22 protein-coding genes are annotated in these 26,235 nt (G+C 71.9%); 14 read left to right on the top strand and 8 right to left on the bottom strand.

Going from position 1 to position 26,235, the window contains the following annotated elements; genetic code table 11:
• Positions 1–62 precede the first annotated feature (62 nt).
• On the top strand, positions 63–845 hold the full coding sequence (locus AB0J74_RS35345) for an SDR family oxidoreductase (protein ID WP_363456420.1): 783 nt from the start codon (positions 63–65) through the stop codon (positions 843–845).
• On the opposite strand, the gene AB0J74_RS35340 is transcribed toward AB0J74_RS35345, so the two are convergent.
• Positions 821–1,579: a Crp/Fnr family transcriptional regulator gene (locus tag AB0J74_RS35340; protein ID WP_363456416.1), complete on the bottom strand. Its 759-nt coding sequence runs from the start codon at positions 1,577–1,579 to the stop codon at positions 821–823. The genes AB0J74_RS35345 and AB0J74_RS35340 overlap by 25 nt on opposite strands.
• 333 nt (positions 1,580–1,912) lie before the next feature.
• Between AB0J74_RS35340 and AB0J74_RS35335 the strand changes: the two genes are divergently transcribed.
• The 6 genes from AB0J74_RS35335 to AB0J74_RS35310 all read left to right on the top strand — a co-directional run bounded on the left by AB0J74_RS35335 (position 1,913) and on the right by AB0J74_RS35310 (position 8,945).
• Positions 1,913–3,691 carry an HSP90 family protein gene (locus AB0J74_RS35335; RefSeq protein WP_363456413.1) on the top strand — a complete coding sequence of 593 codons (1,779 nt, stop codon included), beginning with the start codon at positions 1,913–1,915 and terminating at the stop codon, positions 3,689–3,691.
• Positions 3,688–6,474, top strand: a complete 2,787-nt coding sequence (locus tag AB0J74_RS35330) for a hypothetical protein (RefSeq protein WP_363456410.1) — start codon at positions 3,688–3,690, stop codon at positions 6,472–6,474. The genes AB0J74_RS35335 and AB0J74_RS35330 overlap by 4 nt, the downstream gene beginning before the upstream one ends.
• Positions 6,475–6,502: 28 nt before the next feature.
• Positions 6,503–6,841 (top strand): hypothetical protein, encoded by a 339-nt coding sequence (locus AB0J74_RS35325; RefSeq protein ID WP_363456407.1) that lies wholly within the window; start codon positions 6,503–6,505, stop codon positions 6,839–6,841.
• Between the two features lie 31 nt (positions 6,842–6,872).
• The gene (locus AB0J74_RS35320; protein ID WP_363456404.1) at positions 6,873–7,805 is read left to right on the top strand and encodes a Dyp-type peroxidase; all 933 of its coding nucleotides are present in this window, start codon (positions 6,873–6,875) and stop codon (positions 7,803–7,805) included.
• Positions 7,806–7,884: 79 nt separating this feature from the next.
• Entirely contained in the window at positions 7,885–8,715 is an 831-nt protein-coding gene (locus AB0J74_RS35315; RefSeq protein ID WP_363456401.1) for an alpha/beta hydrolase, read from the top strand.
• 56 nt (positions 8,716–8,771) lie between these two features.
• Positions 8,772–8,945 carry a hypothetical protein gene (locus AB0J74_RS35310; RefSeq protein WP_363456398.1) on the top strand — a complete coding sequence of 58 codons (174 nt, stop codon included), beginning with the start codon at positions 8,772–8,774 and terminating at the stop codon, positions 8,943–8,945.
• Positions 8,946–8,993: 48 nt separating this feature from the next.
• Here the strand turns inward: AB0J74_RS35310 and AB0J74_RS35305 are convergent, their stop codons facing one another.
• Both AB0J74_RS35305 and AB0J74_RS35300 read right to left on the bottom strand, forming a co-directional pair.
• Complete coding sequence (locus AB0J74_RS35305; protein WP_363456395.1) at positions 8,994–10,217, bottom strand: hypothetical protein; 1,224 nt, start codon at positions 10,215–10,217, stop codon at positions 8,994–8,996.
• A 9-nt stretch (positions 10,218–10,226) separates the two neighbouring features.
• On the bottom strand, positions 10,227–11,750 hold the full coding sequence (locus tag AB0J74_RS35300; RefSeq protein WP_363456392.1) for an alkaline phosphatase D family protein: 1,524 nt from the start codon (positions 11,748–11,750) through the stop codon (positions 10,227–10,229).
• Positions 11,751–11,967: 217 nt separating this feature from the next.
• Between AB0J74_RS35300 and AB0J74_RS35295 the strand changes: the two genes are divergently transcribed.
• The 4 genes from AB0J74_RS35295 (at position 11,968) to mraY (ending at position 16,316) form a co-directional block, all read left to right on the top strand.
• The gene (locus AB0J74_RS35295; protein ID WP_363456389.1) at positions 11,968–12,921 is read left to right on the top strand and encodes a sensor histidine kinase; all 954 of its coding nucleotides are present in this window, start codon (positions 11,968–11,970) and stop codon (positions 12,919–12,921) included.
• Between the two features lie 52 nt (positions 12,922–12,973).
• Positions 12,974–14,146 (top strand): FAD-dependent monooxygenase, encoded by a 1,173-nt coding sequence (locus tag AB0J74_RS35290; protein ID WP_363456386.1) that lies wholly within the window; start codon positions 12,974–12,976, stop codon positions 14,144–14,146.
• 60 nt (positions 14,147–14,206) lie between these two features.
• Complete coding sequence (locus AB0J74_RS35285; RefSeq protein ID WP_363456384.1) at positions 14,207–14,920, top strand: VOC family protein; 714 nt, start codon at positions 14,207–14,209, stop codon at positions 14,918–14,920.
• 292 nt (positions 14,921–15,212) lie between these two features.
• Positions 15,213–16,316 (top strand): phospho-N-acetylmuramoyl-pentapeptide-transferase, encoded by a 1,104-nt coding sequence (gene mraY / locus AB0J74_RS35280; protein ID WP_363456381.1) that lies wholly within the window; start codon positions 15,213–15,215, stop codon positions 16,314–16,316.
• Between the two features lie 637 nt (positions 16,317–16,953).
• Here the strand turns inward: mraY and AB0J74_RS35275 are convergent.
• Together AB0J74_RS35275 and AB0J74_RS35270 are read right to left on the bottom strand one after the other, a co-directional pair.
• Positions 16,954–17,694, bottom strand: a complete 741-nt coding sequence (locus AB0J74_RS35275; RefSeq protein WP_363456378.1) for a class I SAM-dependent methyltransferase — start codon at positions 17,692–17,694, stop codon at positions 16,954–16,956.
• A 433-nt stretch (positions 17,695–18,127) separates the two neighbouring features.
• Positions 18,128–18,853, bottom strand: a complete 726-nt coding sequence (locus tag AB0J74_RS35270) for a TetR/AcrR family transcriptional regulator C-terminal domain-containing protein (RefSeq protein ID WP_363456375.1) — start codon at positions 18,851–18,853, stop codon at positions 18,128–18,130.
• A gap of 25 nt (positions 18,854–18,878) precedes the next feature.
• Here AB0J74_RS35270 and AB0J74_RS35265 point away from each other — a divergent pair, with 25 nt between their 5' ends.
• A complete protein-coding gene (locus tag AB0J74_RS35265) occupies positions 18,879–19,727 on the top strand; it encodes an alpha/beta hydrolase (RefSeq protein ID WP_363456371.1) in 849 nt (282 codons plus the stop codon).
• A gap of 149 nt (positions 19,728–19,876) precedes the next feature.
• Here AB0J74_RS35265 and AB0J74_RS35260 read toward each other — a convergent pair whose 3' ends face one another.
• Complete coding sequence (locus tag AB0J74_RS35260; protein ID WP_363456368.1) at positions 19,877–20,485, bottom strand: TetR/AcrR family transcriptional regulator C-terminal domain-containing protein; 609 nt, start codon at positions 20,483–20,485, stop codon at positions 19,877–19,879.
• Between the two features lie 69 nt (positions 20,486–20,554).
• On the opposite strand from AB0J74_RS35260, the gene AB0J74_RS35255 reads away from it, so the two are divergent.
• Positions 20,555–21,514, top strand: a complete 960-nt coding sequence (locus AB0J74_RS35255; RefSeq protein ID WP_363456365.1) for a zinc-binding dehydrogenase — start codon at positions 20,555–20,557, stop codon at positions 21,512–21,514.
• 97 nt (positions 21,515–21,611) lie between these two features.
• Here AB0J74_RS35255 and AB0J74_RS35250 read toward each other — a convergent pair whose 3' ends face one another.
• A complete protein-coding gene (locus tag AB0J74_RS35250) occupies positions 21,612–23,549 on the bottom strand; it encodes an acyltransferase family protein (RefSeq protein ID WP_363456361.1) in 1,938 nt (645 codons plus the stop codon).
• A gap of 34 nt (positions 23,550–23,583) precedes the next feature.
• Complete coding sequence (locus AB0J74_RS35245; protein WP_363456359.1) at positions 23,584–24,642, bottom strand: 3-deoxy-7-phosphoheptulonate synthase; 1,059 nt, start codon at positions 24,640–24,642, stop codon at positions 23,584–23,586.
• A 267-nt stretch (positions 24,643–24,909) separates the two neighbouring features.
• Here AB0J74_RS35245 and AB0J74_RS35240 point away from each other — a divergent pair, with 267 nt between their 5' ends.
• Positions 24,910–26,229 carry a beta-ketoacyl synthase N-terminal-like domain-containing protein gene (locus tag AB0J74_RS35240; RefSeq protein ID WP_363456355.1) on the top strand — a complete coding sequence of 440 codons (1,320 nt, stop codon included), beginning with the start codon at positions 24,910–24,912 and terminating at the stop codon, positions 26,227–26,229.
• Positions 26,230–26,235: the final 6 nt, after the last annotated feature.

Here is a 26,235-nt window from a genome sequence, read left to right as displayed (position 1 = left end):
GACGCTACCCAGCTGAGGTGACCGTCAATCGCGGATCGGGTGAACAGCGATAGCGTGATCACATGCGGATCGACCTGTCCGGGAAGACGGCCGTCGTCACCGGTTCCTCGTCCGGGATCGGTCTTGCCATCGCCGCCGGCCTCGCCGGTTCGGGCGCCCGGGTGGTGCTCACCGGGCGCGACGAGCGCCGGGTCGTCGCCGCCGCCGACACCCTGCGGTCCACCGGCGCGCGGGTCAGGCCGGTCGCGGTCGACCTCGCCGCCGACGCGGCGCCGCTGCTGGAGCAGGAGCCCGAGACCGACATTCTGATCAACAACCTCGGGGTGTACGCCGCACAGCCCGCACTGGAGATCCCCGACGAGGAGTGGCGACGCTACTTCGAGACCAACGTGCTCGCCGGCATCCGGCTCACCCGGCATTACCTGCCCGGCATGATGTCGCGCGGCTGGGGTCGGGTGCAGTTCATCGCGAGCGACTCGGCGGTGGTCATCCCGGCGGAGATGATCCACTACGGCATGACCAAGACCGCCGTGCTGGGCGTCTCCCGCGGCTTCGCGAAGGCTGCGGCCGGCACCGGCGTCACCGTCAACACCGTGATCGCCGGACCGACGCACACCGGTGGGGTGGAGGAGTTCGTCCGCCAGATGGTCCCCGGCGACCTCCCGTGGGACGAGGCGCAGCGGCGCTTCATGCGCGACCATCGACCGCAGTCGTTGCTGCGGCGCCTGATCGAGCCCGAGGAGATCGCCAACATGGTGGTCTATCTCAGCTCGGCCCAGGCCTCGGCGACCACCGGCGGCGCACTGCGCGTCGACGGTGGCTACGTCGACGCGATCCTGCCCTGACAGTCGCCCTGACGCGAAGCACCGACGGTGGACGCCTCGGCCGGTGGCGTCGGCGCGAGGCCCGCGTAGCGGTGCAACGCCGGGACGTCGACGAGCAGGATGCGGCCGGGTTCCAGCACCAGCCAGCCGCGGCGCTCGAGCCTGGACAGCACCGCGCTCACCGATTGGCGGGCCCCGCCGGCCAGGTTGGCCAGGACCGTGACGCCGATGTCGACGGTCATCGGGTCGCTCGGTCTGGCCAGCCGCAACAATGCCTTCGCCACGCGGCGGGCCAGGTCGAGAATCATCAGGTCGGTGCGTTGCTCGGCGAGCACGCGGACGTGGGCGGCGAATTGTAGGACGACGTTGTGGGTGAGCAACATGGACGACGCCGCGAGGGCGACCACCGGCTCTGCGGGAATCGCCAGAATGACGCTTTCCCGGAGTGCTTCCGCCGATGCCAGATGAGGGCGGCGGTCGAATATCGCGATGTCACCCACAACATGTGGTGGGCCTTTGAGATGGAGCACCGAACGGCGGCCCGAGCGGCTCGGTTGGAACTCGCACAACAGGCCGCTCTGCACGACAACGAGGTCGAGGGGCTCGTCACCCTGCTGCCAGAGGATCGAGCCGACCGGGACGGTGAACGGCGTGGTGTGCGTGGTCAGCTCCACCAGTGACTCGGGCGGCAGGCCCTTGAAGATGGGGGACCGGGCCAAGGTGGCAGTGATCATTCGCGCGGAATCGTCGGCCATCGTGCTCCCTCGGTCGGGCTGCGCGGGTGGTCGGGTCCGGATGAACGTGAATGGAAAGGCGCGGTTCATTCTCGCCGGCGGAGCGAATGCGAACCACCCAGGATTGCACGCGGTTTGGTGGTCGGTAAACCACGTCGTCCGATGTCCAGTATGGGTGCTGACGTAGTGAAGTCAATCGCACACCATGGGGTTGCGGCAATGGCAATTGTCATTGCCGCGACACAACCGCAGGCCTTGCCGAGGGTGGCCGCCGTGGCCCGACGGCGGCCACCGCCCGACGGCCGCGCCGGCGGGACCACACGTGTCACAGCCAGGCGGTACCTTGGCACCGCCATGGACGCTCACCGCACGTTCCAGGTCGACCTCGCCGGCCTCGTCGACCTGCTCAGCCACCACCTCTACGCCAGCCCGCGGGTCTACGTCCGCGAGCTGCTGCAGAACGCCGTCGACGCGATCACCGCCCGCCGCCTCCGCGAGCCGGGCGCGCCGGGCCTGGTCACCATCGAGACGACGGGCGACGGGCTGCGGGTGACCGACAGCGGCGTCGGCCTGACCGAGGCGCAGGTGCACGAGCTGCTGGCCACCATCGGCCGCAGCTCCAAACGCGACGACCTGGGCTTCGCCCGCCACGAGTTCCTCGGCCAGTTCGGCATCGGCCTGCTCTCCTGCTTCCTGGTCGCCCGCGAGATCGTGGTGGTGACCACCGCGGCCGGCGCGCCCACGGTCCGCTGGACGGGCTACGACGACGGGCGTTACCTGGTCGAAGCGGTCGACGGCGACCACCCGGTCGGCACCACCGTGACCCTGGTGCCGCGGCCCGGAGCGCAGGGCTGGTTCGCCCCGGCCACCGTGCTCGAGCTGGCCCGGCTCTACGGTGACCAGCTGCCGATCGAGGTCACCGTCGACGGCACCCCGACGACCGGGCCCGTGGTGAGCGCGCCCTGGGACGCGGCCGGTGTGCGCGCCTGGACGGCGTACGCCGAACGCACCATGGGTCTGACCCCGTTCGACGTGATCCCGCTGTCGGTGCCCGAGGCCGGCCTGACCGGCGCCGCCTTCGTCATGCCGCAGCCGCTCAACCCGGCGCAGCGCGGCGGCCACCGGGTCTACCTCAAGCGCATGCTGCTCGCCGAGAGCGCCGAGGGCCTGCTGCCCGACTGGGCGTTCTTCGCCCGCTGCGTGGTCGACACCAGCGAGCTGCGGCCGACCGCGAGCCGCGAGGCGCTCTACGAGGACGGCCTGCTCGACAGCACCCGCGAGGCGCTCGGCGACCAGCTCCGCGGCTGGCTGGTCCGGCTGGCCCGCACCGACCCGCGCCGGCTCGGCGAGTTCCTGCGCGTGCACCACCTGGGCGTCAAGGCGCTGGCCCTCTATGACGACGCGATGCTGCAGCTGGTCGCGGCCTGGTGGCCGATGGAGACCAACGTCGGCCGGATGACGCTGGGCGAGTTCCGCGAGCGGCACGGTGTGATCCGCTACAGCGCCACCACCGACCAGTTCCGCCAACTCGCCGGCGTCGCCGCGGCGCAGGACCTGGCGCTGATCAACGCCGGCTACACCTACGACACCGAGATCATCGAGCGGCTGGCCCAGGTGGAGCGCGGCCTGCGCACCGAGCGGCTCGACCCGACCGACCTGGCCACCCGGTTCGAGACCCTCGACCCGGGCGTCGAGCTGGGGCTGCGCGGGTTCAGCCTGGCCGCGCAGCGGGCTCTCGACCGGCTCGGCTGCGAGGTGGTGCTGCGCGCGTTCGACCCGCCGACCGTGCCGGCGCTCTTCCTGGTCGACCGGGAGACGGCGTTCCGGCAGGAGCTGCGCGCCACCCGCGACAAGGCCGACCCGGTCTGGTCCGACGTGCTGTCGGCGCTCGACGACCGGCGCGCCGACACCCGACCGGAGCTCGTGCTCAACCACCGCAACCCGCTGGTCCGCCGGATCACCGTGCTGCCGACCGCCGACCTGGTCGAGCTCGCCGTCGAGGCACTCTACGGCCAGGCCCTGCTGCTCGGCTACCACCCGATCCGGCCGGCCGACGCCGCGTTGCTCAACCGCTCGTTCCTCGGCCTGCTCGACCGGGCGGTGCCACCCACCGACCCGGAGGCCCGCGCGTGAACGTGACCGACATGCTCGACCAGGCGCGCGAGATGCCCTACGGTGCCGCCCAGATCGCGCTGCTGGAGCAAGCGATCGCGCACGCCGACGCGCAACGGCTGGCCGACGAGGCGTTCGAGGCCCGGATCCTGGCGACGACCGGCTACATCTACGGCGGCGAGCCGGCCCGCTCGTTCGTCACGTTCAGCTGGTGTCTGACCGAGTTCGATCACGACCCGGTGCGCTACGGCCGATGGACCCACCACCTGCTGTGGTCGTTCAAGGCCATGGTCAACGCGATGACCAAATTCCCGGAGATCCCGCTGGCCCGCACCACCGACGTCCTCGACGACATGGAGCGCCGCTGGCGGGCCGGCGGCCACAGCCCGCACGCGGTCTACATGCAGCGGCACCTGGTCGCCCGGCACGTCGGCGACGTCGGCGCCGCGCAGGAGTGGTTCGAGCGCTGGTCGACGGCGCCGCGCGACGACCTGTCCGACTGCATCGGCTGCGACCCCACCGGCAAGGCCTACTGGCTGGCCAGCCGCGGCCGCGACGAGGAGGCGATCGCGCTGGCCGAGCCGGTGCTGGCCGGCCGGCTGTCCTGCACCGAGCAGCCGCACTCGATCCACACCGCCCTGCTGCTGCCCTACCTGCGCACCGGCCGCACCGAGGCGGCCCGCGACGCGCACCGGCGGGCCTACCGGGCCCATCGCACCCGGCTCGCCGACCTGGCCGACATCGCCGAGCACGTCCGGTTCTGCGCGCTGACCGGAAACGACGCACTCGGCCTGGAGATCGTCGAGCGGCACCTCGACTGGCTCGACCGGTCGCCGACCCCGTGGGCGACGATGACCTTCGCGGCATCGGCGGCACTGGTGCTGCGCCGGCTCGACTCCCGCGGCCTGACCGTCGGCGGCCGCCCGGCCGGCGCCGTCGCCGACGAGCTCGCCACCCGGGCGCTCGACCTCGCGGCCCGCTTCGACGCCCGCAACGGCACCGGCACGCACACCGCGCGGACCAGGGAAACCCTTGCCACGACACCGATCGGGGCCAGCTTCAGCCTGGCCGCGCCGGGCTCGCGCCGGGCCGCGCCAGCACCATCGGATACGCACACCGACTCGGGCACGGCCCAAGGAAGCGAGCAGAGCCCGGTGTGGACAGGGCCGGCGGCACCGGTGCCCGACACGGCCGGCCCCGACGAGCTGCTCGACCTCGCCGAGAACGCCTTCCGGTCCCGCCGCGAGCCCGACGCGTTCGCCGCGTGGGAAGCGTTCGACGACCGCTACGCCGGCGACCAGCTCACCGAGCTGCAGCGCGCCCGGCGCCTCGACGGCCTGGGCACCCGGGCCGCACACGACGACGACCACGCCGCGGCCGAGGCGGCCTGGCTCGAGGCCGCCGCGCTCTACGCCGCCGCCGGCGACGAGGTGCGCCGCCAGGTGGCGCGCGGCCGGCTCGGGATGGGCCTGCTCCGCCAGGGACGCCCCGACGAGGGCCGGGCACTGATCGAGGAGTCCACCGACTACCTGGTCACGCACGGCGCACCCGGGCAGCTCGCCCGGGCCCACCTGCGCCTGGCCTACGCGCAGGCCACCACCGGCCGGGTCGCCGAGTCGGTGGCGACCAGCCGGCTGGCCGAGGAGCACGCGGCCGCCGCGGAAGACCCCTCGGTGCTCGGCCAGATCCTCGCGCTGCGGGCCCAGGCGCTCGGCCGCCTCGGTGAGATCGAGGAGGCCGCCGCCGCGGCCGCCGAGAGCCGCGAGCGGGCGCGGGCCGGCGGCCCGCCGGACGAACGCGCCCACGCCTGCCTGCTGCACGGCGTGACGCTGCGCCAGCTGGGCCAGGCCGACGAGGCCCTGGCCGCGTTCGACGAGGCGCTCGCGCTGCCCTGCGCCGCCGAGCTACGCCAGTTGGTCGCCCGCCAGCGGGCCGGGTTGCTGGCCAACTCGTCACGCGCGGCCGAGGCGATCACCCCGCTGGCCGAGGAGATCGCCGCCCTGACCGCCGCCGGCGACCGCGACACCGTGCCGCACACCCAGCACGAGCTGGCGATCGCCTACCTCAACGCCGGCCGCCCGCTCGACGCCGCCGAGGTCGCCGAGGAGGCGCTGGCGGCGTTCGAGGCGGCCGGCGACGAGCAGGCGCTGGCCGTGCGCGACCTGCTGGTGGCCGTCTACCAGGAGCTGGCCGAGCACGAGTCGATGCTCACCCAGCTCACCGCCCTGGCCGCCGCGATCGCCGCCCTCGACGACCCGGCGGCGCTGGGTCGGGTCACCGAACGCCTGGCCGAGGCGCTCGACAAGCTCGACCGCGACGCGACCGCCGCGACGAGCTTCGCTGAGGCGGCCGCCGCCTACACCACCGCCGGCCGCCCGATCGACGCCCTGCGCGCCCGCCGCCGCCACACGACCTCGCTGCTCTGGGCGGGCCAGCCCGACCAGGCGGTGGCGGCGCTGGCTGAGGCCGACGTCGCCGCCGCGGCGTTGCCGGCCGAGCCGCACGCCGTCTGGGAACGGTCGATGCTCGACTACGACGCGGCCCGGCTCCTCGACCGCACCGGCCGCTCCGGCGAGGCCATCCCGCGGGCCGAGCGCGCCGTCGCCGGCTTCCGCGAGCTGGGTGCCGGCGCCCAGGCCGGGTTCGCGGGCCTGCTGCACGGCGAGCTGCTGCGCGCGGCGGGCCGGCACGAGGCGGCCGAAGGGGTGCTGTCCGGCGCCCTGGCGCTGGTGCCCGACGACGAGGAAGCGCTGCGCGGGCAACTCGAGGGCGCCCTGTCAGCCGTGCGCGACGACCGGTTTTGATCTGTCTCGGTCGGGGAATACCGATCGCATGCCGACCGCCGACGCACCCGACGCGCCCGACGCCACCCAGGACCCACCCGCCATCGCCCAGGTCTCGCCGGGCATGGAGGTGCAGGACGCGACCGGGGTGCCGGTCGGTCTGGTCGGCGCCGTGCAACAGCCCAACACCGAGGTCCGGCCCGAGCTGCCGGCCGGCCCGGCCGAGCTCTTCATGGCCACCGGCTACCTGCTGATCGACCGTGGCGAGCAGTTCGAGAACAACGTCTACGCCAGCGGCGAGCAGGTCGACCACGTCAGCGGCACCGGTGACGGCACCCTGGTCACGCTCAATGTGAGCTGGGACGAGTTGGACCGCGCCGTCGACTGAAAGCGAAGCCCGGCGCGGTAAATTGGCCGCCATGATCGAAGCGCAGCAGGTGCTCGCACCGCTCAGCCGGGCCGCGCTGGTGCTGGTGGTCACCGTCCACGAGGGCGCCGAGGCCGCCGCGACGACCAGGGACCTCTGCGGCGACCTGTCGGGTCTGGTGCGTTCGGTGGGCTTCCGCGATCTCGACGCGCAGCTGTCCTGCGTGGTCGGCTTCGGCGCGGGTGTCTGGGACCGGATCTTCGACAGCCGGCCGCCGGCCCGCCTGCACCCGTTGCCGCGCATCCGCGGCGAGAAGCACGAGGCGGTCTCCACGCCCGGCGACGTGGTCTTCCACATCCGCGCGGCGCGGCCCGACCTCTGCTTCGAGTTGGCCACCCAGATCCTGACCCGGCTCGGCGACGCGGTCACCGCCGTCGACGAGACGCAGGGCTTCCGCTTCTTCGACTTCCGCGACCTGCTCGGCTTCGTCGACGGCACCGAGAACCCGACCGGCGACGCCTCGGTCAAGGCCGCGCTGATCGGCGCCGAGGACCCCGACTTCGCCGGCGGCAGCTATCTGGTGGTGCAGAAATACCTGCACGACCTGGCGGCCTGGAACGCGTTGCCGGTCGAGGAACAGAACAAGGTGATCGGCCGCGACAAACTGTCCAACGTGGAGATGGACGACGCGGTCACGCCGACCTCGGCGCACCGGATCCTCACCACGATCAAAGACGCCGACGGCACCGAGGTCAAGATCATCCGCGACAACATGCCGTTCGGCAGCCCGGCGGCGGGGGAGTTCGGCACCTATTTCATCGGGTACGCGGCCAGCCCCACCGTGATCGAGCAGATGCTGCGCAACATGTTCATCGGCGACCCCGCCGGCAACTACGACCGCATCCTCGACTTCTCCCGCGCCATCACCGGCAACCTCTTCTTCGTGCCGTCGCTCGCAATGCTGGACAGCCTCGGCGACGACTGACCACGTATTCGGGTGATGCGTGGCGCGGACGCCCGTCGGCAGCGTGGATAGCGCACCGACACCGAACGGGGAGGTCCAGATGCCGTACGTGACCGTGGGTCAGGAGAACACCGAGCCGATCCAGATCTACTACGAGGACCACGGCCAGGGCACGCCGGTCGTCCTGATCCACGGCTACCCGCTGAGCGGGCAGTCCTGGGAGAAGATCGCCCGCCCGCTGCGCGGCAGCCACCGGCTCATCACCATGGACCGGCGCGGTTTCGGAAAGTCGTCACAACCCGGCGGCGGCTACGACTACGACACGTTCACCGCCGACTTCAACATCCTGATGGAGACGCTGGACCTCAAGGACGCGGTGCTGGTCGGTCACTCGATGGGCACCGGCGAGATCACCCGCTATCTCGGCCGGTACGGCTCGGCCCGGGTCAGCGCAGGGGTGCTGCTGAGCCCGCTGGCGCCCTTCCTGCTCAAGACCGACGACAACCCCGAGGGCGTCGACCGCTCGCTGTTCGAGGGCATCAAGGACACCGTGGTCAAGGACCGGCCGCTGTGGATCAAGCAGTTCTTCGACCTGTTCTTCAACGTCAAGGACACGATGGGCAACCGGCTCTCGCAGGAGGCCTGGAACGCGCACTGGAACGTCGGGATCACCGCATCGCCGATCGCCACCTACGACTGCGTCGACTCGTGGCTCAGCGACTTCCGCGACGATGTCGGCCGGATCGACGTGCCGATGCTGGTGGTGCAGGGCACGGCCGACAACATCCTGCCGTTCGAGTCGACCGGCAAGCGGCTGCCGCCCCTGGTCAAGGGCCTCAAGCTGGTCGCGCTGGAGAACGCGCCGCACGGCATCCCGTGGACGCACGCCGACGAGTGCAACGCGGCGATCAAGGAGTTCATGGCCGGGTGAGAAACCGTCCGCGTCGAATGTGAAGATCGGGGCGCGCGTGATTGCTCACTGTTACCGTGACGGTGCAGTCAGTTACGAAACGGCTGTTGGCGCGCGCTGTTTACCGGACACATCATTCGAACGAACGGGGTTTCGCAATGTCGCTCTTTGGCCTGCTGGGTGGCGCTCTTAATGGCGTGGTGGGCATCGTCGGCGGTCTCCTGACCGGCCTCGGCGGCCTCCTCTTCTGACGTCACGCAGGGTGCCCGGACCGCACGGGTCCGGGCACCCTGGCTCCGTCACCAGGTCGAGTTGCTCCCGCCGAGAGCCAGCAGGACCTGGTCGTAGAGATTGCCGTCGTTGTCGTCGGTGTAGCTGACGACGATCTCGCCCCACGGCGACACGGCCAGGCCGAGCTGCTCCTGCCGGCCGGTCGTGGTGCCGCTGTAGGTCTGCGCCGCCAGCCGCCCCGCTGTCGTGCCGTCCGGGTCGAAGCCCCGCGCCCACACGTCGGAGTCGAGCGACAGCACCGTCCAGCCGACCACCGCGTTGGCCTGGTCGTCGATGCCGACCGCCGGCGCACCGGCACCGGGCGCGCTGGTCACCTCCACATCGGCGTGCCGCGGGTCGCCGGCCGAGGTGAAGGACCGCGACCAGATGCCCGGCGTACCCGTGTGGTCGGACTCCCAGGCGACCACGAAGTCGCCGGTGAAGTTGGCCGCCACCGCGGGATGCCGCTGCTGGCCGCCGCCGTTGACGTTCGCCGCCCGGCGCGTGAGGGTGACCGCGCCGTTGTTCCTGGCCAGCCGCACCAGGCCGATCTGGTAGAAGCCGTTGCCGTCGCTGTCCTCGTCCCAGACGATGAGCGGGTCACCGGACGCGGACACCGCGATGTCGGGCTGGTGGTGCGCACCGGTCGCCTGGCTCGCCACCACCTCGTAGGCCTTGGTCGCGACGTTGGTGTAGCCCGCCGCCCTGATCGTCGTGACCGTGCCCTGCACGTCTTCCCAGACGACCGAGAACGCGACCGCGGCCGGGCTGCTCGGCGTGCCGTCCGGGTCGACCGCGACCCTCGGGGTGAGTTGCTGCCCCGCGGCGCTCGCGTTGACCTGACCCTGGCCGAGGATCGTGCCGGCGGGCGAGATCACCCGGTAGACCACGTTGTAGGTGCCGTTGCCGTCCGGGTCGTCGTTCCAGACGACCACCGCGTTGCCCTTGTCGTCGAGGCCGACGTCCGGGTTGACGTGCTTCCACTTCACACCGGCGGTGCCACCGGCGGAGAGCTTTTTCTCGTACGCGGAGACACCGTCGCGGAACAGCCGTACGAAGATCTCGGAGTTGGTGTTGTCACCGGGGTTGGACTCGGCGCGGTCGTCCTCCCAGACCACGGCCACGTCGCCGATCCGGTTGGTGGCGACCGCGCCGCCGTCCTGGTCGCCGGTCGAGACACTGTTGGCGGCGGACACGGTGACCCCCGCAGGCACGGCGAGCAGGGCCGCGACGAGAAAGGTGTGCAATAGCAAGGTCTTCTCCTAGAGGGCCTGCAGGCCGGGTCGGCCGTCGAGGATGGCGAACGACTTGACGGTGCTGACCGGCGAGCCGTGTTCGGTGACGCTGGCGACGGCGCGGAAGTCGGCGAGCATCTGGGTCCGCGTGACGGTGGTGCGGGTGTAGCCCCGGCGGTCGTGGAAGAACCGCAGGTGCGGGTTGGTGGACAGGTTCGGGATCGTGGCGGTGCCCGTGCCGTCGCCGGTCGACGAGATGGAGGTGCAGACCAGTTCGGTGCCGATCGTCGCCGAGTTCGGGTTGGCGTAGTCGGCCTTGAGGTCGTTGGCCCAGGCCCGGTGCACGTCGCCGGTCAGCACGACCGGGTTGCGCACGCCGCGCTGCTGCCAGCCGGTCTGGATCCTTGACCGCGACGCGCGATAGCCGTCCCAGGCGTCCATGCTCGCCGCGCCGGTGGAGGTGAACTGCCGGGCGAAGAAGACCTGTTGGCCGATCACGTCCCAGGTGGCCAGCTTCTGGCCGAGCCCGTCGAGCAGCCAGGCCTCCTGCGCCGCGCCGGTGATGCTGCGGGTGGCCAGGTCGGCGTCGGCGCACACCTTGCTGCCGTCGCCGCAGGCCTGGTCGTCACGGAACTGCCGGGTGTCGAGCAGGTGGAAGGTGGCCAGTTGGCCCCAGCGGACCCGGCGGTAGAGCGGGATGCTGTTGCCACTGGGCGCCGAGGTGGGGCGCAACGGCATGTTCTCGTAGTACGCCCGGTAGGCCGCGGTGCGCCGCGCGGTCCACTGTGCCGCGGTCAGCGCGGGCGTGTTGTTGTCGCGGACCGTGCCGGCGTAGTTGTTCTCCACCTCGTGGTCGTCGGGCACCACCAGCCACGGCGCCATCTGGTGTGCCGCCTGCAGGTCGGGGTCCGACTTGTAGAGCGCGTAGCGGCGGCGGTAGTCGGCCAGGCTTACGGTCTCGGCACCGACGTGCTGGCGTACGCCGCTGCCGACGCCGCCCTCGTAGATGTAGTCGCCCAGGTGCAGCACCAGGTCGGGGCGGTCCTCGGCCATCCGCCGGTAGGCGGTGTAGTAGCCGTTCTCGTAGTGCGCGCAGGACGCGAACGCCATCGTGAAGTCGCGGCCGAACGTGCCGGAGGCGGGCGTGGTGCGGGTCCGGCCGACCGGCGAGAGGTGGCCCTGGGCGCGGAACCGGTAGTAGTAGTCGGCATCCGGGGACAGGCCGCCGGCGACCACGTGCACGGAGTGCGCGTCGGCGTAACGGGCGGTGACCGTGCCGGAGGCGACCAGCGTCGCGAAGGTGTCCGTTGTGGACACCTGCCAGTCCACCGGCACGTCGGCGTTGGCCATGCCGCCCTGGCCGTCGGCGTTGAGGGGGGAGGGTGCCAGGCGGGTCCACAGGACCACGCTGTCGGCGGCGGGTTCACCGCTGGCGACACCGAGCTTGAAGGGGAACGGGGGCGCCGCCTGGGCGCTCGACAGGGGGACGATCGTCGCGCCCACAGTGGCCAGTCCACCGAGGACGAAGATGCGTCGGCTGAGCCGTCTCATGCCCAGCACATTGAAGGGGTTTGATGAATGGAAGATGATCTCCAGGGAGACCGGCGGCCAAGCGATGCCGCCGTGCCCATGGCCGTTAGGTGCCGCGTCCTGGGCGTAGGCTGGCGGTCGTGCGCGCGGCTGGGGAGGCCACGATCGTCCGGCCTACGGGCGCCGGGCGCCATTCCTGCTGGGCCTTTGTCGGTTTTGCGGGTTTCTGGGTCGCGCGATGATCCGCACCGGCGCTCCCGCCGACCACGTGGGCTATTTCCACGAGGCGGTCTGCTACGGGTCCGACGACGAGTTGCTCGCGGTGGTGCTGCCGTTCCTGACCGGCGGTGCCGACGCGGGGGAGCCGACCGTGGTCGCGCTCGGCCCGGAGAAGGCCGACCTGGTGCGCCGGGCGCTGCCCCGGTCGGCGGCCGTGACGTTCCTGGGCGGCGACAGCCTCTATGCCCGGCCGGCCTCGGTGATCCGCGGCTACCGTGAGTTGTTCGCCCGTTACGTCGTAGGCGGGGCCGGCCAGATCCGGGTCGTCGGTGAGATACCGCGGCCGTCGCTGGGCGCGACGTGGAACTGGTGGGCGCGCTACGAGGCGGCGATCAACCAGGCGTACGACGACTTTCCGTTGTGGAGCCTGTGCGCGTACGACACCCGGGTCTGCCCCTCCTGGGTCCTGGCCGACGTGGCCCGCACGCATCCGCGCACGCTGCACGCCGACGGGCGGCACGAGCCGAGCGCGACCTACGCGGCGCCGGCGGCGTTCCTGTCGGCCTGGCCGCCGGTGGCCGACGATCCGCTGCAGTCGCTGCCGCCGCTGGCCACCCTGGTCGACCCGACCGCGGCGCTGGCCCGGCACACCGTGCGCCTGGTCGACCCCGGTTTGCCGGCCGACGAGGTCGAAGACCTGGTGATCGCGGTGAGCGAGGTGGTGACCAACGCGCTGCGGCACGGCCGGCCGCCGGTGCGGGTGCGCTACTGGTCGGGGGCCGACCGGATCGTGGTGGCAGTGACCGACAGCGGGCCGGGGCCGGCCGATCCCTTCGCGGGGTTGCTGCCGGCGCGGGACGCCGTCCGCGGCGGTCTGGGGTTGTGGATCACCCATCAGTCGTGCAACCACGTGACGTTCTCGCTCGGTCCCGAGGGGTTCACGCTGCGTCTCACCGGTGGCAACCCTCTCTAGCCTGTGTCAACATAGGTTGACGTTCTGAGCGGTTGTCAACTACGGTTGACACATGTCTGGTGAAGTCGTTGTCGTCGGGGCCGGGCCGGTCGGGTTGCTGCTCGCGCTGGAACTGGTCCGCGACGGGGTCCAGCCGGTGGTGCTGGAGGCGTTGCCGCAACCGAGCAACCTGCCGAAGGCCAACGGGATCGTCGGGCGGGCGGTGCCGGTGCTGCACTCGCGCGGGCTCTATCGCGCGCTGACCGGGCGGCGGCGGCCGCGGCCGGCACCGCGGTTCATGTACGGCGGCTTCGCCGTCGACCTGCGACGGTTGCGGGACAACCCGGTGTACGTGTTGCCGGTGCCGCAACGGCGGCTCGAAGCCGTGCTGGCGGAGCGGTTGGCGTCGGCGGGCGTGGCTGTCCGGCGGGGACACACCTTTTCCGGGTTGAGTCAGGATTCCTCCGGGGTCGCGGTGACCGTCGACGGGCCTTCGGGTTCCTACTCGCTGCGGTGCGACTATCTGGTCGGCTGCGACGGTGCGCACAGCGCGGTGCGCAAGGCCGCGGGGATCGGTTTCCCGGGTGCGGTCGACGACGCGGTGGTGTCGCGGAGCGCGCACGTGGTGCTGCCGAAGGGTGCGGTGTCGTCGTTGACCGCGCGGTTGCGGGCGCCGGGCGGGCCGTACCGTCCCTACCTGTTCCACCGGACCCCCGGCGGGGTGTTCTCGTTCGCCCGGTTCCCGGGTGCGCCGCACCTGGTGACGACGCTGGAATGGGACGCCTCGGTCGACGACTCGGTGCCGATGACGGTCGGTGAGCTGCGGGCGAGCCTGGCGCGCGTGCTCGGTGCTGACCTGGCCGTCGAGCCGCCGTCCGGGACCGGGCCGCACGTCCTGCGGCGCGCGGTGGCCCGGCACAGTCGGATCGCCGACTCTTACCAGGCGGGTCGGGTGCTGCTGGCCGGCGATGCCGCACACGTGGTCTCCGGGATCGGCGGCCCGGGCCTCAACCTGGGGATACTCGACGCGGTCGACCTGGCCGGGCGGCTGGCCGGCGGTGGCCCGCTCGACGGCTACGACCAGGCCCGGCGGGGTCCCGCCGAGCTGGTGCTGGCCCATGCGGCCGAGCAGTCGGCGCTGCTCGGACCAGGTGCGGAGGTGGAGGCGCGGCGGTCGTCGTTCGCGGCGTCGTTGGCGACGGAGGCCGGCCTCCGCCGGGTGGCCGAGGCCATCGCCGGCGGCTGACCGGTTTTTGTCGGACCCCCGGTGCACCATGTCCCCGACGCTCGGACAAGGGAGACGATGATGATCGCGAAGCTGCGCACGGTCGTGCTGGATGCGGCCGATATCGCCGGCCTGTCAGCCTTCTACCAGGGCCTAGCCGGTTGGAAAGAGGTCTACGCCGACGACGACTGGGTGTCGCTGGAGACGCCCGACGGTTGGGCGATCGGCCTGCAGGCGGCCGCCGACCACCAGCGGCCGCAGTGGCCCGGCCAGGAGCGCCCGCAGCAGGCCCATCTCGACCTGCGTGTTCCGGATCTGGAGGCGGCCCTGTCCCGGGCGATCGGCCTCGGCGGCACGCTGCTGCGCCGCGACGAAACCTGGCACACGGTCGCCGACCCGGCCGGCCACCCGTTCGACCTGTGCCTGAAGGCCGAAGATCCCAACACCACCCTGGCGGGTGTGATGCTCGACTGCGCCGACGCCAAGCAGCTGAGCGCCTTCTACTCGGAGCTGCTGGGCAAGCCCATCACCTACGAGGCGGAAGGCATCGCGATGCTCGGCGACGACGGCGCCCAGCCGGTGATGTTCCAGCAGGTCGCCGACTACAACGCGCCGCAGTGGCCGGACCCGGCGCACCCACAGCAGTTCCACCTCGACCTGCTGGTCGACAGCTTCGACACGGCCGAGCCGGCGACGCTGGCGCTGGGCGCGACCCCGCTGCCCGGTGGCGGCAAGACCTTCCGCGTCTACGCCGACCCCCAGGGCAAGCCCTTCTGCCTGACGCTGGCCGACTAGCTCTGCGCGGAGCGACCCGATCGGCTGCCACGGGGGCAGCCGGTCGGGGGGCTCGGCCGCGCCCGGCACTGCAAGATCTTCATCGGATTCGTGTCGGCGGGTGCTCCGCGAGCCATCGGATGGCAAGCTCGTGTCCCGTGATCGTTGATCTCGCGAAGAACTCTCGGCACGGTCGACCCAGGTCGACGCGTCAGGCGCTGGTCCGCAGGCTCGAGGGCCGGTCGGCGGCCGTCGGCTCAGGATGTGCCGACCCATCCGGCACGCATCGCGCCGCCGGCGCTGGGGCCCGCCCGTGAGGGCGGTCATCGTCGCGGCCGCGGTCGCCTTCATCATCTCCCTGTTCGGCACGCCGGTGGCGATCCGCGTGTTCACCGCGCTCAAGGCCGGCCAGCCGATCCGGTCCATCGGGCCGGCCAGCCATCTGACCAAAAAAGGCACGCCCACGATGGGTGGCGTCGCGTTCATCGTGGCGACCGTCGTCGCCTACGTCGCCGGGCACATCGCCCTGACCACCCTGCCCGAGCGGCAGATCGCGCAGGAGGGGCCGACGATGACGGCCCTCGTCCTGCTCGGGTTGTTCGTCTTCTGCGGCGTGGTCGGCTTCTTCGACGACTTCCTCAAGGTGCGGCGGCGCAACTCCGACGGGCTGTCGGCCAAGGGCAAGCTGCTCGGCCAGGCGATCGTCGGTGGCGGGTTCGGCATCGCCGCGCTCTACGCGGCCAGCACCAACGGCCAGACCGTGGCCAGCGAGCAAATCTCGTTCATCCGCGACATCAGCTGGCTCGACGTCGGCAAGGTCGGCTCGGTGATCGTGTTCGTCTTCGTGATCACGGCGATGTCGAACGGCGTGAACCTCACCGACGGCCTCGACGGCCTGGCCACCGGCGCGTCGGTCCTGGTGCTCGGCGCGTACGCGCTGATCGGCTTCTGGCAATACCGGCACTGGTGCGCCGACGGCGCGTACGCCCGCGTGAACGACTACTGCTACCAGGTCCGCGATCCCCTGGAGATCGCCCTGATCGCCGCCGCGGCGGCCGGTGCCTGCGTGGGCTTCCTGTGGTGGAACGCGTCCCCGGCGCGGATCTTCATGGGTGACGTGGGCTCGCTCGGGCTCGGCGGCCTGATCGGCGGGCTCGCGGTCGCCACCCGCACCACGCTGCTCTCCATCCTGATCGGCGGCCTCTTCGTCCTCGTCACGACGACCTGGGTGATCCAGATCGTCTCGTTCCGCACCACCGGCAGACGTGTCTTCCGCATGGTGCCGTTGCACCACCACTTCGAACTGGGCGGCTGGAGCGAGGTCAACATCGTGGTCCGTTTCTGGATCGTGGCCGGCGTCTGCGTGGCGGTCGGCCTGGGCCTGTTCTACTCGGATTTCCTGGCAGCCGTGGGATAGAGCCACGCCACAGGCCTGCGTCGTGGGTGCATGGCTGGCCGGGGCGTGCGCGCGGCTCGGGTTCGGCAGTGGTCGAGCCGCATATAGGGGAACCACCCGAATGCCGGTCGCCATGCGGGCAGCGGCCAACCGATAAACCGCAGCCACCGTTACGCCGGCGGCAGCGGGCGCGGTGGCCGCCGTCAAAACGTGTTGGCGTTGACCGGGTCGGCTGGCGTTCCTGCGGCGGTGGCTGCGGTCGAACGTGTGGCGTTGACCGGGTCGGCCTGGCGTCCCTGCGGCGGTGGCTGCCGTCGAACGTGTGGCGTTGACCCGGTCGGCCTGGCGTCCCTGCGGCGGTGGCTGCGGTCGAACGTGTGGCGTGGACCGGGTCGGCTGGCGTTCCTGCGGCCCTGGCCGCGGCCTCCTGCTCCTGCCGCGCCGGCCGCCGCCAAACCCCAGGCGTTCACCGGGTCGACCTCCCGTTCCCGCCGCCCTCGCCGCCGTCCAACCGCGGGCGTCCAGCGGGCCGGCCTGACGTGGTCACCGGGCTCGGCGCTCGTCGACCTGGAAGGCGGTCGCCGGACCGACGCCGCAGGCGACACATGGTCGGCGTTGCCGTGCGCGCCGGCGGCGGTGGGGCTGCTGTCCGGTTGGGTCAGGCGTTGGCCAGGCGGTAGACCGAGACGTGTGACGGTGACTCGGCGGTGAACGGGGCGCCATGCCAGTCGGCGTGGCGGGTTTCGAGGTCGAAGCCGGCCAGTTGGGCCATCAGGTCGAGTTCGGACGGCCAGATGTAGCGTTGCGGGCTGCGCGAGACCCGGCCCTGCCGGCTGTCGTCGTAGGTGACGTGGTGCGAGACGAGCTGCTGGTTGAGCACGTCGTAGGTGTCGACCCCCAGGTAGCCGGGCTCGTCGTGGAAGACCAGGGCGGTCTGGCCCGGTGGGAGCTTGCGCAGCTCCGGCACGCCCAGCTCGACGACAAAGCGGCCGCGGGGGACCACATGCCTCGCGGCGTTGCGGAAGCACGCCACCTGCTCGGCCTGGGTGAGCAGATTGGAGATCGAATTGAAGACGACGTAGACGAGCGCGAAGCGGCCCGGCGCCTCGGCGGTTGCCATGTCGCCGACCACGACCGGGATCGTCGCCTCGTCTGCCTTCCGGCGCAGCTCCGCCAGCATCGGCCGGGACAGCTCGATGCCGGTGACCGGCACCCCCCGCCGCGCGAGCGGCACGGCCACCCGGCCGGTGCCGATCGCGAACTCGAGTGCCGCGCCGTCGCCGGCCAGCTCGGCCAGCCGCGCCACGGTCGGGCCCAGCACGTCGTCGGCGAACATGCCCACTCCGGGCGTGTCGTAGCGCCGCGCCGTGTCGGCGTCCCAGATCTCGTCCTGCCGCATCTGGCCACCATCTCCAGCGCTGACCCCGGCTGTCCACCGAATTCGGCGACGGCTCACGCGAGGTCCTTCGGCCCGCCACTCGAAGGCGTCCGCCGCCAGGTCGCGCACGGAACGGCCGGTGGTGACGTGTTCCAGCGCGAGGTGGCCGATCGGCATGGCGCGCGCGTGGCGGCAGGTCCGCCGCGAGTCCCGCCACCCGGGCGACCCGACCGATCGGGGCTTTCGCCGCCCGGATAAGGGCGATCCAGGCGGCCGCTCTTCGGCCGCGGGTGTGCCGGCGCGTGCGCCGAAGTCGCTTTCGCGCCACCGCCAGTCGTACAAGATCGCCGCGGAAGGCGATCCCGCCGCGCGGCGCAGATCGGACGTGAACACCGCGAGGTGGCTGCCCATCTCGACAGCGGCCGCGCTCAGCGAGCCGGCCCGGGGCCAACGCTCACGCGCCGAGCGTCAGCCCGACCGCGAGCAGGTGGACCGCGGCGGCCACCGCCGCGCGGGGACTGTCGCGCCAGTCCGGCGTCACCGGCGCCAGGCTGGTCGACAGCGGATAGCGCGCGGTCAGATCAGGGACGAGGGCCCGGGTCGCCGAGGCCACCGCGACCCACTCGGCGGCCCCTCGATCGTCGAGCTGGCCGTACGCGGCCGCCGTCGCCGCGGTGGCGCGGACCGTCGCGTAGAGCATGGTCACAGCCGTGGCCCGCCGGTCGGCCGGCACGTCCCAGCTGGCCAGGATCCCCAGCAGCCGTTCCAGCCAGTCCTGCTCGTGGGGACCCTGGCTGGCCTGTGACCACGGCCGCTCGGTCAACCACGGATGCGCGAGATAGACCTCGAACAACGCCGACGCCCACGCCCGCAACGCGTCGGCCAGTGAGGTCGCCGCATCCGGCCACGACGGCATCGCGCTGGCCTGGTCCTGCATCAGCGCGAGCAGATTGTCCTTCGTGCCCACGTAGGGGTAGAGCGCCATCGCCGTCTTGTCGAACCGCGCGGCCACCGCCCGGGTCGAAACCGCGGCCAGGCCGGACGTGTCGGCGATCGAGATGCCGACCGCCACGATCTCGTCGAGGTCGAGCTGTTGGGGCGGCCCGCGGCGGGGGGTCGGCAGGCTCGTGCCGCGGTGCCGCCAGAGGCGGCGGACATGGGAGTCGGCGTCCGTCGTCATAGTCCTTACAATGTATAGTGTTTTCATGACCACCGCACGCATGCACGACGACACCCTGATCGACGTGTCGGTCCGGGGCGACGGGCCGGCCGTCCTGCTGCCGGTCAGCACGACGGTGATCGAGGGGGAGGCGGCCGACGCGTTGCGCGCCTGGGGCGCCGACCCCGCCCTCGGCCACACCCTCGCGACCTGCCTGGCCGAGGCCGGTTTCCGCGCGATCACCGCCGACTACGAGGGCCACCTGACCGACCACCCCAAGCCCGACACCCTCACCGCGGCCGCCGTCGCCGCCGATCTGCTCGCGGTCGCCGACGCGGCCGGGGCGCCGCAGTTCGCCTACTACGGCTACTCCTGGCTCGCGCTCGCCGGCCTGCAACTCGCCGTCCGCACCGACCGGCTCACCGCACTGGCCATGGGCGGCTACCCACCGCTCGGCGGCCCCTACGACGCCATGCTCGAGGTCACCCGCATCGCACACCGGATGGCCGTGGCCAACCAGGGCAAGCCGCCGACCACCGCCGAGCCCGGCGACTGGGACTCGGCCGAGGTCACCCGACACCCCGACCAGACCAGGCAATACGTGACGCTGTACGAGTCGCTGCGCGGCTTCGACGAACGCGCCGCACTGGGCCGGGTGCACATCCCACGCCTCGCGTTCGCCGGCGCCGGCGACACCATCGCCTACGGTCCGAAGTGGAACGACGCGCGCGTCGCGATCGCCGAGCCGCTGCGCCGGCACCGGGAGGAACTGATCGAACGCGGCTGGACCGTCGAGTTGGTGAAGGACGCCGACCACATGTCGGCGATGGCCCCGGGCTCCGTCCTGCCCATCCTGACACCGTGGCTGACCCACGTCCTCACGCCCGGCGGCTGACCAGCGCCAGCACGTTAAGACAACCGGCGTCCGCGCATAGGTTTACCAGCGGACCCGGGCCGCCCACCGTCACCGCGGGTACCGCGTCGCGACGCCGTGCCGGGTGAGCACGCCGCGGCCCGGGGCCTCCCCGGCACACAGGTCGGCCGTCAGGTCTCGTCGGGCAACTGCAGGACGAGGCGGGCGACGTCGCGGTAGAGATCGTCAGCGGTGCGGCCGCCGGTGAAGTATTCGGTGATCGCCCGGGTCACCACCGGGAAGCGGGCCCGCAACGCGTCGACGTCGAGGTCGGGAGCCTCGGGCGCCGGGCTCTGCTCCTCGAGGACCCAGCCGACGGTGTAGCGCTCGCCGGCCAGCACGAGCAGGCGGGCGTGGCGCAGGTCGATGCCGTGGTCGACAAGGGTCGCCATGGCCTGCTCGGAGAAGTCGCCGCGGCGCATCGAGTGGCGGGCACCGGCGACGATCCGGGCGCCGTCGCGATGGCGCAGCATCGCCGCCCGCAACTGGCCAAGGGCGCCCAGCAGCCACTCCCGGCCGTCACCACCGGCTGCCGGCGCCCGGACGGCGGCGATCGCCTCGCTCACGATCGCGTCAGCGAGCCCGTCGAGCAGCGCGGCCTTGTTCTTGACGTGCCAGTACAACGTCGGCGCCTGCACGCCCAGCCGGGTGGCGAGCACACGCAGGGTCAGCGCGTCCAGCCCGTCTTCGTCCACCAGGCGCATCGCCTCGTGCAGGACCTGATCGCGGTTGAGCGGCAACGGACTACTCCTTGCGTGCTGTCTCTAACGGTGTTAAAGATAAATCTAACATCGTTAGAGGAGGCTGGCATGAAGGCAGCGGTCGTCGACCGGACCGGTGGCATCCCCGACTATCGCGACGTCCCCGATCCACGGGCCGGCGACGGTGACGTGCTGGTGACCGTGGCGGCGGTGGCCGTGGAGAACGTGGACCGGGCGATCGTGGCCGGCACCCACTACACCGCCGCCGCGTTTCAAGCGGCGCTGCCGGCGGTTCCCTGTTTCGACGGCATCGGCCACCTGCCAGACGGCACGACGGTGGGTTTCGGCGGCCTGAAACCACCGCACGGCGCTCTCGCCGAGCAGGTGGTCGTGCCGGCGACGCACACCGTCCCGATCCCGGACGGGATAGCGCCGCCGACCGCGGCGGGCCTGTCCTCGGCCATCACGGCCATGTGCATGCGGACCGCCGGCGGCTTCACGGCCGGGGAGACCGTGTTGATCCAGGGCGCCACCGGGGTCAGCGGCCGCCTCGCCGTCCAGGTCGCCCGGCTGTTGGGCGCCGGCCGCATCGTGGCCACCGGCCGCGACCAGGCCGCGCTGGAGGAGGTCGCCGCCCTCGGCGCCGACGCTGTCGTCAACACCGCCGTCAGCGACGAGCACCTGATAGACGCCTTCCGCGAGAATGCCGGCGACGGCTACGACGTGGTCGTCGACTACCTGTGGGGCCGGCCCACCGAACTGCTCACCCGCGCCCTCGTCCCGGAAAGCTTCACCCTGGCCAAGCCCACCCGGCTGGTGCAGATCGGCGAGTCCGCCGGACCGGCCATCCGGCTCACCGGCGACGCGCTGCGCACCTCCGGCCTCGAGATCTACGGCGGCGGCCGCAACGCCGCCACGGCCATGGCCGCCGCTTACGAGCAGGTCGTCGAGTGGGTGCGCGACGGCGCGCTCACCATCCCGATCGCGACGATGCCGCTGAGCCGCATCTCCGAGGCCTGGAGCCGTACCGACCTGCGCGGCCGCCGCCTGGTCATCGTCCCGGGCTGAGCGGACGGGACAGCGGTGACGACCCGAAGCGAGACGGCCGCCCGGTCGCCGCCATCGCGGATCATCGACCTGGCCGGATGGACCGTCCACGGCCGAGCTACGCCCCGGTCGTGGCGATCCGGGCCAGCGGCGGCAGCACCCACGGCGCTATGACCTCTTGCACGCCCTCCGGCGTGAAATGCAGGCCGTCGCTGCGGACGCGGACCCCACCCACGTCCCAGGTGAAGCGGCCGTCCGGGCAGACCACCGCGTTCAGGTCGAGGACGGTGGCCTTGCGGTGGGTCGCCGTCGATCGCAACAGCGCGTTCCAGGCGTCCACCCGCGAGGGTTGGTCCTCCGGCCACAGGCCGCCGTCCGGGCGTTCGGCCCGCCGCGTGTACGGCGCCGTCAGCAGCACCACGTGACCACCGTGCGCGGAGACGATGTCGATCGCGAGGTTGAGCTCCCGCGACAGGTAACCGTCGAACTCCGGCTCGCCCACGTGCTGGTAGCGGCCGTTGAGCTTGCGGTCCATCAGCTCCCAGCGGTCGAGCAGGATCACCGCGACGTCCGGGTCGTCGGCCGCGATGTTGCCCTTCCACCGCTGGTCCCACTTGTCGCAGCCGGGATAGTTGGGGTGTGGCGCGCCGACGTAGTTGATCTCCGGCAACCGGGCGATACCGCAGCCGGGGACGCCGCGCGCGAAGACCTGGAGCTTGTCCTGCTTCGGCAGGTACTTGCCGAGCGACCAGGAGACCGAGTCGCCCATGAACGCGATCCGGGGCAGCGCGCCCGGCGCGCGACCCGGCCGCTGGATCGGCGGCGGCTTCGACGCCGAGGCGGCCGGCCCGCCGAGGTCCAGCGCGATCCGCGGCGCCGGCGGCGCCGACGGCGGCACGGTGAGCGCCACCGCCACCGCCGCGACCGCCAGAGCGGCCGTGACCGCCGTCGCACCGCTCAGCCGCGGTCGCCTCCGGGTCCAGCGCGCCGTCCGGATCGGCCGCTCGATCAGCAGGTAGGAAGCGCCGGCGACCAGAAACGTGGCAGCGAGCCGCACGCCGAGCAGCGGGAACCCGGTCAGCCCGGTCCGGTCCGCGCTCAGCCACCCGTAGAGAGGCCAGTGCCAGAGATACAGCCCGTACGAGATCCGCCCGATCAGCACCAGCGGCAGCACCCCGAGAGCCCGGGCGGTCGGCGACCGGGGACTGACCACCGCGTGCGCGATCACCGCCGCGGTGGCCAGCGCGACCAGCGTCAATCCACCCCGGTAGAGCCAGGCCGAGCCGCCGCCCGCGGTCGCCCAGAGGAACCCGGTGACCGCGACGCCGCCGACGGCGAGCGTCCCGAGCACGAGATGCCGCCGCCCGGCATCGGGACGGCCGCGGCCGGACAGCAGCACCGCGAGGGCGCAGCCAACGAGCAGCGTCACCGCCCGCGTGTCCGTGCCGTAGTAGACCCGGTCGACGTCGGCGGGCGAGAACAGCAACGCCGACTCCAGTGCCGAGGCCACGGCTCCCACACCGCAGACGAGAAGCAGGACGAGCCGGGCCCGGTTCACCGCGGCAACCGCGGCGACCGTGATGAAGATCAGCGGCCAGACCAGGTAGAACTGCTCCTCGATGCCCAGCGACCAGGTGTGCTGCAACGGCGAGGGCGCCCCGGTCGCGGCGAAGTAGTCGCCACCGCGCAGCATCATCCGCCAGTTGGCCACGTAGGCGACGCCGGCCAGCGAGTCCAGCCGCAGCGCCGGCAACTCGGTCGGCGGCAGCAGCCAGTGGGACACCGCGGCCACGGTGGCCAGCACGACAAGCAGGGCCGGCAGCAGCCGGCGCACCCGGCGACCCCAGAAGGCGACCAGGTTCGTTCGCCCGGTGCCGGCCCGCTCGGCGAGCAGCAGCGAGGTGATCAGGAAACCGGACAGCACGAAGAAGGCGTCGACGCCGAGGAAGCCGCCGGGCAGAAAAGCCACGCCGCCGTGGAAGAGCAGCACGGCGAGGACGGCGAAGGCCCGAACCCCGTCGAGCGCCGGCTGGTACGAAAAGCGCGCCCCGGACATTTGCCCCTAATCTACCGGGGCGCGCCCACTCCGGTCAGCGCCTCGCGCGAACCGAAGCCGCGAGCTCGTCGAGCAGCGTCGCCGTGGTGTCCCAGTCGATGCAGGCGTCGGTGACCGACTGCCCGCGGACCATGTCGGCCCCGCCCAGGTCCTGCCGGCCGGCGACCAGGAAGCTCTCCATCATCACGCCGGCGATGCCCTGCTCACCGGCGGCCAGCCGCGCCGCGATGTCGCGTACGACACCGGGTTGGCGGTTGTGGTCCTTGCCGCTGTTGCCGTGGCTCGCGTCGATCATGAGCCGCCCCGGCAGGCCGGCGGAGGAGAGCTTGCCCAGTGCGTCCGACACGTGCGCCGCCGAGTAGTTCGGGCCGTTGGACCCGCCGCGCAGCATCAGGTGGCAGTCGGGGTTGCCGGTCGTGGTGACCAGCGCCGCGATGCCGTCCAGGTTGATGCCCATGAAAACGTGGCTGGCCGCCGCCGCGCGGATGCCGTCGACCGCGTCGCCGATGTCGCCCGAGGTCGAGTTCTTGATCCCGATCGGCATCGACAGGCCGCTGCACAGCTGCCGGTGGGTCTGGCTGGCCGCCGTGCGGGCGCCGATCGAGCCCCAGCTGACGATGTCGGCGATGAACTGCGGCGTGATCGGGTCGAGGAACTCGCAGCCGACCGGCAGGCCCAGCGCCGAGACGTCGAGCAGGAGTTGCCGGGCCAGCCGCAGGCCGCGGTTGACGTCGAAGCCGCCGGACAGCTCCGGGTCGTTGATCAGACCCTTCCAGCCGACGGTCGTACGCGGCTTCTCGAAGTAGGTGCGCATCACGATCCGCAGGTCGTCGGAGAGCCGAGCGGAAACAGCGGCCAGCCGCTGCGCGTACTCCAGGCCGGCGTCCGGGTCGTGGATCGAGCAGGGGCCGACGATCACCAGCAGGCGGTCGTCGCGGCCGTCGAGGATGTCGACGACCTCCGTCCGGCCCCGGGCGACCACGTCGGCGACACCGGGGGAGACCGGGAACTCGTGCCGGAGCAGGGCAGGGGAGATCAACGGGCTCATCCGGGCGATGCGGGCATCGTCGAGCGCCGCGGCGGTGACTGACATGGCGTCCTCTCATGGGCGAGCCGCCCCCGGACGCGCGCCGAGCCGGCTCAGGAATCCGGCTCAGGGGTGAAGGTCAGCGCGGCGAATCGCCCGCCGACCCGATCCGGGCCGGGGGTGTAAACCGATACCAGCGCTGCACGCCGCAACCCTAGCAGCACGCGGTGCGGGGCTGTGCCGCGCCCTCGTTGGCGGCGTTACGTCCGATTCGTCCGGTTAGGACGTAATCTCTTCCCCGAACAAGCCACCCTCCGGGAAGGAAACAACACAATGGTGCGGTCGGGTACGGACGCGCGTGACGTCGTCGTCACCGGCATGGGGTTCTGTCTGCCAGGCATCGGCCGGCCGGCCATCACGACGCAGCACGTCTGGGAGATCGCCTCCCAGGGCCGGACCGCGATCGCGGCCCGCGAGGACGGCGTCTTCTACGGCAGCGTCGACCTTTCGGCGGAGACGTTCGCCGAGTACTTCCCGGAGATCCCGGGCATCTTCGCCGCGCACTTCACCGACACGCACCGCTTCGGGCTGATGTCGTTCCTCGAGGCGTGCACCGACGCGAAGCTCGACGTGCGCGCGGGTGCGCTGGAGGGCGCCGGCATCCTGGTCGGCCGGGGCGGCGTCGACGCCAACATCGCCGGCTATCTCAAGGTGCTCAACACCGAGATCGGCGACCTCGACATCATCGAGGCGACCTCGCTGTTCATCGAGAGCTCGATCGCGGTCACCTCGTCGGACGTGGCGCTGGCCCAGTCGGCGTTCGCCCGGACCACCGGGCCCTGCTACACCGCCAACGCCGGCTGCTCGTCGTCGTCGGTCCAGATCAACAACGCCCGGATGCTGATCAACAGCGGCGCGTCCGACATGATCGCCGTCACCGGCGTCGACAACTTCTACTACCCGCTGCTCAAGAAGGTCTTCGACCTCGTACGCATGGTGCAGGACCAGTCGGCCGACGAGCGCCCGACCAACGCACTGCCCGACGAGCCGATCGAGTTCGACCGGCTGATGCGGCCGTACGACCGGCGCCAGGGTTGTGTCAACTACGGCGAGGGCTCGGTGAGCCTGATCCTGGAGAGCCGGGAGCACGCCGAGCGGCGCGGCGCCGCGATCTACGGCCAGGTGTTGGGCCAGGCCGTCACCCGCGACGGCCTGCCGCACCCGCTGGCCAGCGACCAGACCGGCGGCGGCCTGGTGGCGGCGGTCCGGCAGGCGCTCGGCGACCGGCCGATCGAGCAGGTGCGCTACGTGCACGGCGGCAGCGACGGCGGCATGGCCGAGCAGGAGGCCGAGGCGATCCGCACGCTCTTCGGCGACGCGGCCCAGGACCTGCTGATGACCTCGCAGGAAGGCTGCTTCGGACACAACGGCGCACCGACCGGCGCCCTCGGCGTGGCGCTGACGCTGCTGATGATGCAGAACCGCACGGTCTGCCCGACCGCCAACTGCGTCGAGCCGCTCGACTTCCTCCCGTTCAACCCGCTGCCCGGCCACCAGAGCGTGCCGCTCGCCTTCGACCACGCGCTGAGCTTCACCTACCAGCTCGGCGGCGTGCAGAGCGCGATCCTGCTCGGCAGCCCCGACGCCCTCTAGAGCGAC

Origin of the sequence: Asanoa sp. NPDC049573 (assembly GCF_040676615.1) — a bacterium.
Taxonomy (GTDB): domain Bacteria; phylum Actinomycetota; class Actinomycetes; order Mycobacteriales; family Micromonosporaceae; genus Asanoa.
This window is presented reverse-complemented; position numbering and strand designations above follow the sequence as displayed.

Bases quoted from the DNA above. Each gene is read 5' to 3' on its own strand.
- AB0J74_RS35345 (WP_363456420.1), top strand. From the start codon at position 63: ATGCGGATCGACCTGTCCGGGAAGACGGCCGTCGTCACCGGTTCCTCG.
- AB0J74_RS35340 (WP_363456416.1), bottom strand. From the start codon at position 1,579: ATGGCCGACGATTCCGCGCGAATGATCACTGCCACCTTGGCCCGGTCC.
- AB0J74_RS35335 (WP_363456413.1), top strand. From the start codon at position 1,913: ATGGACGCTCACCGCACGTTCCAGGTCGACCTCGCCGGCCTCGTCGAC.
- AB0J74_RS35325 (WP_363456407.1), top strand. From the start codon at position 6,503: ATGCCGACCGCCGACGCACCCGACGCGCCCGACGCCACCCAGGACCCA.
- AB0J74_RS35320 (WP_363456404.1), top strand. From the start codon at position 6,873: ATGATCGAAGCGCAGCAGGTGCTCGCACCGCTCAGCCGGGCCGCGCTG.
- AB0J74_RS35315 (WP_363456401.1), top strand. From the start codon at position 7,885: ATGCCGTACGTGACCGTGGGTCAGGAGAACACCGAGCCGATCCAGATC.
- AB0J74_RS35300 (WP_363456392.1), bottom strand. From the start codon at position 11,750: ATGAGACGGCTCAGCCGACGCATCTTCGTCCTCGGTGGACTGGCCACT.
- AB0J74_RS35295 (WP_363456389.1), top strand. From the start codon at position 11,968: ATGATCCGCACCGGCGCTCCCGCCGACCACGTGGGCTATTTCCACGAG.
- AB0J74_RS35290 (WP_363456386.1), top strand. From the start codon at position 12,974: ATGTCTGGTGAAGTCGTTGTCGTCGGGGCCGGGCCGGTCGGGTTGCTG.
- AB0J74_RS35285 (WP_363456384.1), top strand. From the start codon at position 14,207: ATGATCGCGAAGCTGCGCACGGTCGTGCTGGATGCGGCCGATATCGCC.
- AB0J74_RS35275 (WP_363456378.1), bottom strand. From the start codon at position 17,694: ATGCGGCAGGACGAGATCTGGGACGCCGACACGGCGCGGCGCTACGAC.
- AB0J74_RS35270 (WP_363456375.1), bottom strand. From the start codon at position 18,853: ATGACGACGGACGCCGACTCCCATGTCCGCCGCCTCTGGCGGCACCGC.
- AB0J74_RS35265 (WP_363456371.1), top strand. From the start codon at position 18,879: ATGACCACCGCACGCATGCACGACGACACCCTGATCGACGTGTCGGTC.
- AB0J74_RS35255 (WP_363456365.1), top strand. From the start codon at position 20,555: ATGAAGGCAGCGGTCGTCGACCGGACCGGTGGCATCCCCGACTATCGC.
- AB0J74_RS35250 (WP_363456361.1), bottom strand. From the start codon at position 23,549: ATGTCCGGGGCGCGCTTTTCGTACCAGCCGGCGCTCGACGGGGTTCGG.
- AB0J74_RS35245 (WP_363456359.1), bottom strand. From the start codon at position 24,642: ATGTCAGTCACCGCCGCGGCGCTCGACGATGCCCGCATCGCCCGGATG.
- AB0J74_RS35240 (WP_363456355.1), top strand. From the start codon at position 24,910: ATGGTGCGGTCGGGTACGGACGCGCGTGACGTCGTCGTCACCGGCATG.